This window comes from Actinoplanes subglobosus, assembly GCF_042650585.1.
GTDB lineage: Bacteria > Actinomycetota > Actinomycetes > Mycobacteriales > Micromonosporaceae > Actinoplanes > Actinoplanes subglobosus.
Genome location: NZ_JBHSBL010000007.1, coordinates 246751 through 257188, shown reverse-complemented (window position 1 = coordinate 257188; position 10438 = coordinate 246751). Strand labels below are relative to the sequence as shown.

Sequence of the window (10438 nt, the reverse complement as noted above, 5' to 3'; positions counted from 1 at the left end):
CGTGCCGGCAGCGCGGAGGGCGACGTGCCGGCAGCGCGGAGGGCGACGTGCCGGCGTAGCGGAAGCGGCGGAGGCGGCGGAGGCGGCGGCGCGGAGGGCGACGTGCCGGCGGCGCGGACGTATTGGAAGCGGCGGAAGCGGCGGAGGCGGCGGAGGCGGCGGCGGCGGCGGCGGCGGACGTTACGAAAAGGTCGGGCGTCACGGAAGGGGTCGTACGTGGCGAAAGGGCGAAAGGTCAGAAAGGGCGGAACGGGCGACGCGTCAGACTACGGAGAAGGGGGTGGGGAGTGGGGCGCGGCCCGTCAGGGCGCGGATCGCCGGCAGGCCCTGGCCGAGGGCGGCGGCGGTGCGGGCGGCGAGGGCCGCTGTCGAGGCGACCGTCTCCAGGTCGAAGTCGATCGGGAGGCCGGCCGCCACGGCGGCGTCGGAACCGTGCACGACCAGTTCGAACGTTCGGGTGGGCAGCCAGTCCTGCACCCGCATCCCGCCGGCCGGGGTGGCGACCACGTCGTCGTCGGACGCCCCGGCGAGGGCCGCGGTGGCCTGGCCGATGTAGCCGCTGACGACACCGGCCGGGTCGCCGCCGAGGGCGGCCCCGGTGGCGCGGGCGTCGTCGGTCGATGCCGCCCGGGCGGCCGCTACCAGGTCGGCGGGGGCGACGCGGGCGAGCGCGAAGTAGGCCTCGGGCGCCGGGACGAGCAGGGTGGGCGCGGGCTCGGCGAGGACCGCGGGCACCTGGCGCAGCGCCGAGCTGACGGTGTGCCCGAGCAGGTCGCGCAGGGTCCATTCGCCGAGGCCGGGGCCGTCGAGGGCGTCCGACGGGATGCGGGCGACGAGGTCGGCGAAGGCGATGGCGGCCGAGCGGTAGGTGCGGCGGTAGTCCATCTCACCAAACTGCCACGCCACCGGTGTCCCCGTGGGGGCGGGCCGTAACCTCGCGGGGTGCTGCTACCTCTGCCGGACGGCGAGTTCAAGGCGTATCTGTTCGACTGCGACGGGACCATCACCGACTCGATGCCGGCCCATCACCGGGCCTGGCTGGCGGCGCTCGGCGAGTGGGGTGGCGACTTCCCGCGGGATCTCTTCTACGCGTGGGGCGGGCGGACCGTCGTCGACGTGATCACCGATCTGAACGCGTTGCAGGGCCTGACGATGCCGGTGGCCGAGGTCGCGGCGAGGCGTGAGGAGCTGTTCCAGGCGATGCTCCCGGAGATCGGGGCGGTGCCCGGTGTGCTCGAACACATCGATGCGGCGTACCGGAGGATTCCCTTCGCTGTCGTCTCGGGCAGCACCCGGGAGTCGGTCACGGCGTCGCTGTCCGCTCTTGATCTGCTGGACCGGTTCGAGGCGCTGGTCTGTGCGGAGGATTACGCCCGGCCGAAACCGGATCCGGAGGGCTACCTGCTGGCCGCCCGGCTGCTCGGCGCAGACCCCGCCGATTGTCTGGTCTTCGAGGACACCGAGCTGGGTGTGGCGGCGGCCGAGGCGGCCGGCATGAGATATGTGCGTGTGCCCCCGCCCTGGGAGCGATAAGAATCCATCCATGATTCATCAGCGGGCGTTGGAGTATCTTCTCGGGCTGGAGGGCGCCGCGCTGCTGCGCTCGTTCGTGGAGGAGTCGGGGCCGGAGTTCGGGGCGGCGCGGGTGGCCGAGATGCGGCGCCTGTTGTCGATGGCCGAGTGGGATGTGCCACCGGTGGCGGCGGAGCGGGTGCCGGCCACCGACGGCTACCGGGTGTGGTCGCGGACCTATGACGAGCCGGGCAACGGGCTGTTCCCGCCGGAGGAGGAGGCGGTCCACGGCATCCTGGCCGGGGTCGCGGCCGGGGTGGTGGTGGACGCGGCTTGCGGCACGGGCCGGCACAGCGAGTGGCTGGCCGGGCGGGGGCACCGGGTGATCGGGGTGGACGGTTCGCCGGAGATGCTGGCCCGGGCCCGTGTGCGGGTGCCGTCGGCCGAGTTCCGGGAGGGCCGGCTGGAGGCGCTGCCGGTGCCGGACGGGCACGCCGACGCGGTGGTGTGCGCGCTCGCCCTGACTCATGTGGCCGATCTGAAACCGGTGTTCGCCGAGTTCGCTCGGGTGCTGCGACCGGGCGGCCACCTGGTGGTCTCGGATGTCCATCAGGAGTGGATCGCGATGGGTTCGGTGCCGCGGGTGCGGCTCGACGACGGGCGGCCGGCGCTGATGGCGGGGCACCGGCACCGGACCTCCGACTATCTGGGTGCGGCGCTGCCGGCCGGTTTCCGGGTGGAGTCGTGTGCCGAGCCCCGGGCGGTCCCGGCCGTGCCGCTGGACGCCGGCCCTGATCTGCCCGGCGGGGAGGCCGGCCCGTGGGACGCGTGGCCGTGGTCGCTGGCCGGCCTGCTCCCGCACGTGTGGCAGGCGGTCACCGGTGGCCTCCCGACGATGATCATCTGGCACTTCCGGCGGGATCCAGCGGATCGATGACCCGGTTGCGGTGGTGCTGGTAGATGACCGAGCTGCGGAAACCGACGATCTCCCGGCGGCCGGAGAAGCGGTCCATCAGGAAGGTGTGCAGGCCTTCGACGCTGGGCACGGCGACGTGCACGAGGAAGTCGTCGCCGCCGGCGAGCACGAACACCGACAGCACCTCGGGCAGCCCGGACGCGTACGACTTGAAGCCCTCGATGACCTCCCGGTTGAGCGGGCGGACCTGGACGTGCAGCAGCGCCTGCACCTCGCGCCCGAGCGCGGTGAGGCTGACATCCGCGTGATACCCGGTGATCACCCCCCGGTCACGCAGCAGACGCACCCGCTCCAGGCAGGTCGACGGCGCGACGCCGACGGCCCGGGCCAGCTCGCGGTTGGTCTGCCGGGCGTTCGCCTGCAATTCCCGCACGATCGCCGAATCAATGTCATCCACGACCATCATTCTGAACTATTTGCCGAACGTTGTTCGGCACGATCACTCCCGGCCGGTCGCGCCTCCTAGTTTCAAGACGACAAACCCTTCAGATGTACGGGAGACGCGCATGCTGATCCACCAGCGGGTCGTGGTCGAACGCGGCACCCGGTCCGGCTTCCCGATCGTCGTCGCGGTGCACTCCACCGCACTCGGGCAGGCGATCGGCGGGTGCCGCCTGGCCGTCTACCACGACTGGCGCGCCGGACTCGACGACGCGTTACGCCTGTCCGCGGCGATGACCGCGAAGACCGCGCTGGCCGGGCTGCCGAACGGCGGCGGCAAGACCGTGGTGGTGCTGCCCGGCGGCCCGGCCGTGGACCGGCAGGCGGTCCTGTACGACGTCGCCGACGTGATCGGGACGCTCGGCGGGATCTACGTGACCGGCCCCGACATGGGCACCGGACCGGACGACATGAGGATCATCAGCGAGCGTACGAGCCACGTGCTCGGCCTCGACGGCGGCGCTTCCCCGGCCACCGCCGCGGGCGTGCTCGCCGCGATCCAGGCAGTCCTCGCTGACCGTTTCGGATCACCGTCGCTGTCGGGCCGGACCTTCGCCGTCCTCGGAGTCGGCCGGGTCGGTGCCGCCGTGGTGGACCTGCTGGCGGCGGGCGGTGCGACCGTGCTCGCCTCGGATGTGGACGGCTCACGGCGTACCGTCGCTGAATCTCTGGGAGCGACCTGGACCGATCCGCGAAGCTGTCTCACCGCGGAGGTGGACGTGCTCGTGCCGGCCGCCCGCGGCGGCCTTCTCACCGCCGCCACCGTGCCCACGCTGCGCTGCGCGGCGATCGCCGGACCGGCGAACAATCAGCTCGACGAACCGGCGACCGCCGACCTGCTGCACGCGCGCGGCATCCTGTGGGCACCCGACGTGGTCGTCAGCTCGGGCGGGATCATCCACTCGGTCGCCACCGACCTGCACCGGGAACCGCCCGCGCAGGTCGCGACCCGGATCGCCGCCATCGGCGACACGCTCACCGGCATCCTCGACGCCGCCCGCGAGACGTCGTCGACCCCGGCGGCCGCCGCGTCCCGGCTGGCCGGCTTCCTGATCGGCGAACCCACCGTCTCGACCCTGGCGGCCTGCTGACGGCCGGCGGGGTTCTGCTCCCTACACGGTGACCGTCGCGTAGAGGAACAGGGCGTAGGCGGGCAGGGCCAGCAAGGCGATACGCTGCGCGGCCACCGGTGCCCCGAGGGCCGCGGTGGCCGCGGCCACTCCGAGGAGCAGCCAGGTCAGTGAGTGGCCCCAGCGCAACGCGTACCACAGGAGGCCGGTCGCCTGCCCGGACGGCCAGACGAAGACCCACACGACGGAGAGCACCAGGCAGAGGCCGGCCCAGACGAACGCCGGAACCCCGAGCAGCTTGACCACACCGGCAGGGTAGTGAGCCACCGCCAGCCGGTCAGAAGGCGTAGGTGCGGGGGTCCTGGCGGGCGCTCACCCACTGGACCTCGGTGAACTCCTCGGCCGCGAACCCGATGCCGAAACGGCCGGCGCCGCTGTCCTTGACGCCGCCGAACGGCATCTGGGGCTCGTCGTTGACCGGCTGGTCGTTGACGTGGACGATGCCGGCGCGGAGGCGGCGGGCCAGGTCGAGGCCGCGATAGGGGTCCCCGGTGATGATGCCCGCGGTGAGCCCGAAGTCGGTGCCGTTGGCCCGCCGCAACGCGTCCTCGGCGCCGTCGGCCGCCTCCAGCAGCACGACCGGCCCGAACGTCTCGTCGAAGGCGAGCTCCGACGCCGCGGGCACGTCGGCGAGCACTGTCGGCGGGAAGCACCGTCCCACCGGGACCCCACCGGTGAGCAGCCGTGCCCCGAGGCCGACGGCTTCCCGGACCCGGCGTTCGAGCAGCGAGAGCGCCCACTCGTTGATCACCGGGCCGATGACGGTCGCCGGATCCGAGGGGTCGCCGACGGGCAGTGCCGCGGCCCGGGCCACGAACCTGACCGCGAAGTCGTCGTAGAGCGAGGAGTCGACGATGATCCGGCGCGCGCACATGCAGGTCTGCCCGCTGTGCACGAACGCCCCGTACACGGCGGCGTCGACGGCCTGATCGAGCGGCGCGTCGGCCAGCACGAGCAGCGGGTTGTGGCCGCCGAGCTGGAGGACGGCCCGTTTGAGGTGCCGTCCGGCGGTCTCGGCGATGCGCCTCCCGGTGACGGTGGACCCGGTGAAGCTGATCCGCCGGACCCGCGGGTCGGCGATGAGGGTCTCCGCGACGGCCCCCGCCTCACCGGGGGCGTGCGTGACGACGTTGATCACCCCGGCGGGCAGCCCGGCCTCGGTGAGCAGTGACGCCCAGAACGCCCCACCGGTGAAGGGAGCCTCCTCGGAGGGTTTGAGGACCACGGTGTTGCCGGTGGCGATGGGCGCGACGACGGCACGGCCGGCGAGCACGAGCGACGCGTTCCACGGGGCGATCGCGGCGACCACGCCGACCGGGCGGCGCATGGCCAGCGCCCGGGTGCCGGCCAGGTCCGACGGGAGGATCTGGCCGGACGGGGCGTACGCGAGAGCGGCCGCCTGCCGGAGCAGGTTCACGCAGAAGTCCAGCTGGACGCCGGCGAAGTGGACGCCGCAGCCGGTCTCGGCGGCGAGCAGCCCGCGGACCTCGTCGCGCCCCCGGTCGAGGTCGTCGGCGGCGCGCAGCAGGATCCGCTGCCGGTCGATCGGCGGGGACGCCGCCCAGCCTCCGAAGGCGGCGTCGGCCGCGGCGACCGCGGCGAGCGCGTCGTCCGCGTCGCCGGCGGCCACCTCGGCGAACGTCTCGCCGGTCCACGGGTTGTTCTTCGGATACGTACGCCCGCTCGCGGACTCCACCCAGCCGCCGCCGATGTGGTGCCGCACGTCAATCGCCTGGTCCATCGCGTCGCAGATGGTATCCGACGGGGAGCAGCCGCACCTGGACAAGACTCCACAGTCCCCGCGGCAGGAACAGGGCGAACGCTCCGGCGGTGAGTCCGAGACCGATCAGGTACCAGGCGTCGTAGTCGGCGAAGAAGTACTGCACCCCGAAGAAGAGCAGCGCACCGAGCAGCGGTCCCTCGAAGGTGCCGAGCCCGCCGACCAGGACCATGAACAGCATGTACGCCGTCCACTGCACCCCGAAGATCGAGCGCGGTTCGATGAACAGGGTGTTGGCCAGGATCAGCGCCCCGGCCGCCCCGCCGCCGAACCCGGCGAGCACGTAGAGCCCGGCCTTCATCCGCCACACCCGCACGCCGAGGGAGGCGGCGGCCTCCTCGTCGTCCCGGATCGCCTGCAGTCCGGCCCCGGTCCGGCTCCGGAGCAGCACGAACACGGCGGCGAGCAGCAGTACGAGGAACGCCAGCGCCAGCCAGTAGGTGTAGGCGCGCCGCTCGTCGGGGGTGAACACGTTCAGCCCTCGCAGCGAGATGCCGGTGCCGCCGCCGAGGCTGTGGTCGAGGACCACGAGCAGGGCGAGGGTCTCGGCGACGACCCAGGTGCCGACCGCGAACTGCCCACCGCGCAGCCGCAGCACCAGCGGCGCGAGGACCGCGGCGAGCACGGCCGAGGCGACGGCGGCGAGCAGCACCGCGAGGTAGGGCGGCACGTCGCGCTGGGCCAGGAACACCGTCCCGTAGGCGCCGAACCCGATGAACGCCTGCTGCCCGACCGAGACCAGCCCGCCGTACCCGGCGAGGGCGTTCCACATGACCGCCAGGATCACGAAGATGAACAGGCTGGTCAGCTGCTGCACGACGGTCGCGACGAAGAACTGCGGCACGGTCGCGAGGATCAGCCCCAGCACGATGAGTACGGCCGACCCGATCCGTGACGACCGGTCGGATCTGACGACCCTCATGTGGTCACCGTCCTTCTGAGGAGCACCGCCAGGAACACCAGGTGGCCGGCGAGGATCGAGTACTGCGGGTCGATCTGCGCGCCGATGGTCTGCGCCATCCCGAGGACGAGGCCGCCGATCAGGGTGCCCCGCAGCGATCCGAGCCCGCCGATGACGACCGCCTCGAACGCGAAGATCAGCTGGGTGGGCCCGCTGGCCGGGTCGATCGTGGAGTGGATCGCCAGGAACGTACCGGCCAGGGTGGCGGTGGCTACGGCGATCGCGGTGGCCCGGGCGTAGACGGCCCCGGCCGGTATCCCGACGAGTGCCGCGGTGTCCGGGTCCTGGGCGGCGGCCCGCATCTCCCGGCCGAATCCGGTCCGTTCCAGCATCAGCTGGAGGCCGCCGAGGACACCGATCGCGACGGTCAGGATCAGCAGGCCGAGGTACGGCACGGTCAGCCCGAGCAGCGAGAAGCCGCCGGTGGTGAGGGACCCGGTGACCGAGCCGAGCGACCGTACGTCCGGGGAGAAGACCAGCAGCAGCGCGTTCTGGATGACGATGGCCAGCCCGAACGTGGTGAGCAGCGGTGTCAGCTCACCCGATCGCAGGCTGCGGGTCAGCACCACCTTCTGCAGCACGTAGCCCAGGCCGAGCGCCACCGGCAGGGCGGCGGCGAGCGCGAGCCACGGTGACACGCCGGCCTCGGTCGCGATCCACCAGACCACGAAGGCGCCGAGGACGGCCAGGTCGCCGTGGGCCAGGTTGATGATCCGCATGACGCCGAACATCAGCGACAGCCCGCAGGCGAACAGCGCGTAGAGCCCGCCCAGGAACACGCCCTGGAGGACGGCGTTGGCCCAGCTCATGCGCCCGCCTTCGGGGAGCGCAAGCCGAAGTAGGCCTCGGTGACCTGCTCGCGGGTGACGTCCGCGGTTCCGGCGGCGAGCACGATCCGGCCCTCCAGCAGGCAGATCACCCGGCCGGCGACGGTCAGGGCCCGGTTCAGGTCCTGTTCGACCAGCACCAGCGTCGGCCTGCTCGCCAGACCGGTGAGGGTGTCGTAGACGGTGTCGACGGCGGCCGGTGACAGCCCGAGCGACACCTCGTCGATGAGCAGCAGGCGCGGATTGGTGAGCAGTGCCCGGGCGATCGCGGTGAGCTGCTGCTGCCCGCCGGACAGTGCCGACGCGCGCCGGTCACGGAGTGGTCCCAGCGCCGGGAACGCGTCGTAGACGCTGCTCAGCGTCCACTCCCCGGGGCGGGCGCGGCGGGCGGCGACGGCCAGGTTCTCCGCGACGGTCATCGCGGGGAACAGCCGCCGGCCCTCCGGGACCAGCGCGAGGCCGAGCCCGACCCGCTGGTGGGCGGGCCCGCCGGTGATGTCCGTTCCGGCGAACGCGATGCGGCCTCCGGCCGGTGGGTGGGCGCCGGCGATCGTACGCAGAAGGGTTGATTTTCCGGCGCCGTTGGCCCCGACGAGGGCGAGCGTCTCGCCTTCGGCAACTTCAAGATCAATATTTTGTACGGCTGTCAGCAGGCCGTGACGAGCGGACAACGACTCGAGCCGGAGGAGGGACATCAGCGTCCCTTCCCCAGGTAGGCGTCGACGACCACCGCGTCGCGCAGCACCGCCGTGGGTTCCCCGTCGGCGATGACCTTCCCGGCGTCCATGCAGATCAGCCGGTCCACGACCTGGAGCAGGACGTGCACGATGTGCTCGATCCAGACCACCGTGATCCCGGCGGCGACCAGGTCGCGGATGGTGGTGACCAGTTCGGCGGCCTCGGCGTCGGTGAGCCCGGCGCCGATCTCGTCGAGGAGCAGCACGCGCGGTCCGGTGGCGACCGCGCGGGCCATCTCCAGTCGTTTGCGGTGCAGCAGCCCGAGGGTCTCGGCCCGCCGGTCGGCCAGGTCGAGCAGCTCGCACCGGCGCAGCACCTCGATACCGTGCCGGTGTGCCGCCCGGCCACGCAGGCCGGCACCGTAGGTGGCGCCGACCAGCACGTTCTCCAGGACGGTCATACCGCCGAAGGGACGCGGGATCTGATGTGCCCGCCCGATCCCCCTACGGCAGCGGATCTGCGGCCCGGACCGGGTGACGTCGTCGCCGCCGAGCCGGACCGTGCCCGAGTCCGGGGTGACCGACCCGGCGAGCACGTTGAGCAGGGTGGTCTTGCCGGCCCCGTTCGGCCCGACGATGCCGATCGCCTCGCCGGCGGCCGCGGTGAAACCGACGTCGTCGAGCACGTGCAGGTTGCCGTACCGCTTGTGCAGACCGGTCCCCGTCAGGACCGTCACGTGAGCGTCCCGTACTGCTTGAGCTGCCCGGCGACCGGGACGTTGGGGTCGGAGGAGTTCTCGCAGAGCACGAAATCCAGCGGGTAGGCGCCGGTGCCGGGCACCCACTGGCCGCCGAGGATCGGGGTGGCGACCACGTTCCTGTTCGGCCCACTCCCCCACTTCAGCTTGCCGACCGGTGTCTCGACCTCACACGCGCCGATCGCCGCGGCCACCGCGTTGCGGTCCTTCGGGTTCGCCGCCGCGGTCAGGGCCGCCGCCGCCACGTCGAAGAGCGCCAGGCTGGGCCCGAGCTGCTGGCTCCACTGCTTGCCGGCGGCCTGCTGGTAGCCGTCGCCGAGAGCCTGCGAGCCGATCCCGGTCAGCGACGAGGTGTAGCCGTAGGTCGGCGTCCAGTAGGCGGCACTGGCCACCCCGACACCGATGTCACCGAGTGCCTCCACCTGCGACGGGAACAGCCCGGTCTTGGCGGCCTGCGCGATCTTCGGCCGGAAGCCCTGCTGGGCGGCCTGCCGCCAGAACGTCGCGAAGTCCGACGGGATCGGGAACGTCGAGAAGATCTCGCAGCCCTCGGCCTTGAACCTGGCGATCTGCGCCGAGTAGTCGTTGCTGCCGTTGGTGTAGGCGCCCGGGTCGACGATCGTGTAGCCGGACTTCTCCAGCATCGGGCCGAGCGACGCACGGATGGCGTTGCCGTCGCTGTCGTTCGGCCACATCACGGCGACCTTCCTGTTGGTCTCCACCTGCGGCCACAGATGCGTGTAGGCGCTGTGGAACTGCTCGACACCGAAACAGAAGTGGAACGTGTACTTGTAGGCGTCGGTCTGGCCGGGTTTCGCGCCGCGGCCGAAGTACCACGCCTGCCAGGGGACGACGGTGGAGACGCAGGGGACGCCGGCCGCCTCGCACGCGTCGGAGACCGGGTTGACGGTCTCCGGTGTGGAGGTGGTGAGCATCAGGTCGACGCCCTCGCTGTTGATCAGGTCGTTGGCGACCTGGGCGGAGCGCTGCGGGTTGGACTGGCTGTCCTTGTCGACGACCACGACCTGGTACTTCGTGCCGCCGATGGTGAGTCCCTCGGCCAGTTTCTTGCGGGCGAGTTCGAGGACGTACGAGTCGGGCTCGCCGAAACCGGCGGCCGGCCCGGTGCGCGGGCTGACGAAACCGATCTTCAAAGTGTCCGTGCCGCCGCTGGTCTCGGCTCCCTTGCAGGCACCGAGCGCGAGGCTGACAGCCCCGAGCCCGGCACCCTGGAGCAGCCGGCGGCGAGAAAAATGAGCGAAAGATGACGGGGGCGTTTCCATGTTGACCTCCCGCGGAGAGTGGTGGCGAGAAACTAAGGCGGACCGTCCCGCCGGTCAACACAGCGTTTCAACAGTTCGAACGAGGGGTTAGGC

12 protein-coding genes are annotated in these 10438 nt (G+C 72.0%); 3 read left to right on the top strand and 9 right to left on the bottom strand.

The window, feature by feature from the left end; genetic code table 11:
* Window positions 1-261: 261 nt before the first annotated feature.
* Complete coding sequence (locus tag ACFO0C_RS10115; RefSeq protein ID WP_378066319.1) at window positions 262-885, bottom strand: maleylpyruvate isomerase N-terminal domain-containing protein; 624 nt, start codon at window positions 883-885, stop codon at window positions 262-264.
* Between the two features lie 57 nt (window positions 886-942).
* Between ACFO0C_RS10115 and ACFO0C_RS10110 the strand changes: the two genes are divergently transcribed.
* Window positions 943-1533, top strand: a complete 591-nt coding sequence (locus ACFO0C_RS10110) for an HAD family hydrolase (RefSeq protein WP_378066318.1) — start codon at window positions 943-945, stop codon at window positions 1531-1533.
* A 10-nt stretch (window positions 1534-1543) separates the two neighbouring features.
* Window positions 1544-2449 (top strand): class I SAM-dependent methyltransferase, encoded by a 906-nt coding sequence (locus ACFO0C_RS10105; RefSeq protein ID WP_378066317.1) that lies wholly within the window; start codon window positions 1544-1546, stop codon window positions 2447-2449.
* On the opposite strand, the gene ACFO0C_RS10100 is transcribed toward ACFO0C_RS10105, so the two are convergent.
* Entirely contained in the window at window positions 2412-2891 is a 480-nt protein-coding gene (locus ACFO0C_RS10100; RefSeq protein WP_378066316.1) for an Lrp/AsnC family transcriptional regulator, read from the bottom strand. The two genes, ACFO0C_RS10105 and ACFO0C_RS10100, sit on opposite strands and share 38 nt — an antisense overlap.
* A 103-nt stretch (window positions 2892-2994) precedes the next feature.
* Here ACFO0C_RS10100 and ACFO0C_RS10095 point away from each other — a divergent pair, with 103 nt between their 5' ends.
* Window positions 2995-4020 (top strand): Glu/Leu/Phe/Val dehydrogenase dimerization domain-containing protein, encoded by a 1026-nt coding sequence (locus ACFO0C_RS10095; RefSeq protein WP_378066315.1) that lies wholly within the window; start codon window positions 2995-2997, stop codon window positions 4018-4020.
* A gap of 21 nt (window positions 4021-4041) precedes the next feature.
* Here ACFO0C_RS10095 and ACFO0C_RS10090 read toward each other — a convergent pair whose 3' ends face one another.
* The 7 genes from ACFO0C_RS10090 to ACFO0C_RS10060 are packed head-to-tail and all read right to left on the bottom strand — an operon-like array spanning window position 4042 to window position 10345.
* Window positions 4042-4305 carry a hypothetical protein gene (locus tag ACFO0C_RS10090; protein ID WP_378066314.1) on the bottom strand — a complete coding sequence of 88 codons (264 nt, stop codon included), beginning with the start codon at window positions 4303-4305 and terminating at the stop codon, window positions 4042-4044.
* Window positions 4306-4336: 31 nt separating this feature from the next.
* On the bottom strand, window positions 4337-5800 hold the full coding sequence (locus ACFO0C_RS10085; RefSeq protein WP_378066313.1) for an aldehyde dehydrogenase family protein: 1464 nt from the start codon (window positions 5798-5800) through the stop codon (window positions 4337-4339).
* A complete protein-coding gene (locus tag ACFO0C_RS10080) occupies window positions 5784-6761 on the bottom strand; it encodes a branched-chain amino acid ABC transporter permease (RefSeq protein WP_378066312.1) in 978 nt (325 codons plus the stop codon). Before ACFO0C_RS10080 ends, ACFO0C_RS10085 begins: the two co-directional genes overlap by 17 nt.
* A complete protein-coding gene (locus ACFO0C_RS10075; RefSeq protein WP_378066311.1) occupies window positions 6758-7609 on the bottom strand; it encodes a branched-chain amino acid ABC transporter permease in 852 nt (283 codons plus the stop codon). The genes ACFO0C_RS10080 and ACFO0C_RS10075 overlap by 4 nt, the downstream gene beginning before the upstream one ends.
* Window positions 7606-8322, bottom strand: a complete 717-nt coding sequence (locus ACFO0C_RS10070; protein WP_378066310.1) for an ABC transporter ATP-binding protein — start codon at window positions 8320-8322, stop codon at window positions 7606-7608. The genes ACFO0C_RS10075 and ACFO0C_RS10070 overlap by 4 nt, the downstream gene beginning before the upstream one ends.
* Window positions 8322-9041 carry an ABC transporter ATP-binding protein gene (locus ACFO0C_RS10065; RefSeq protein ID WP_378066309.1) on the bottom strand — a complete coding sequence of 240 codons (720 nt, stop codon included), beginning with the start codon at window positions 9039-9041 and terminating at the stop codon, window positions 8322-8324. Before ACFO0C_RS10065 ends, ACFO0C_RS10070 begins: the two co-directional genes overlap by 1 nt.
* Complete coding sequence (locus ACFO0C_RS10060) at window positions 9038-10345, bottom strand: ABC transporter substrate-binding protein (protein ID WP_378066308.1); 1308 nt, start codon at window positions 10343-10345, stop codon at window positions 9038-9040. The genes ACFO0C_RS10065 and ACFO0C_RS10060 overlap by 4 nt, the downstream gene beginning before the upstream one ends.
* Window positions 10346-10438: the final 93 nt, after the last annotated feature.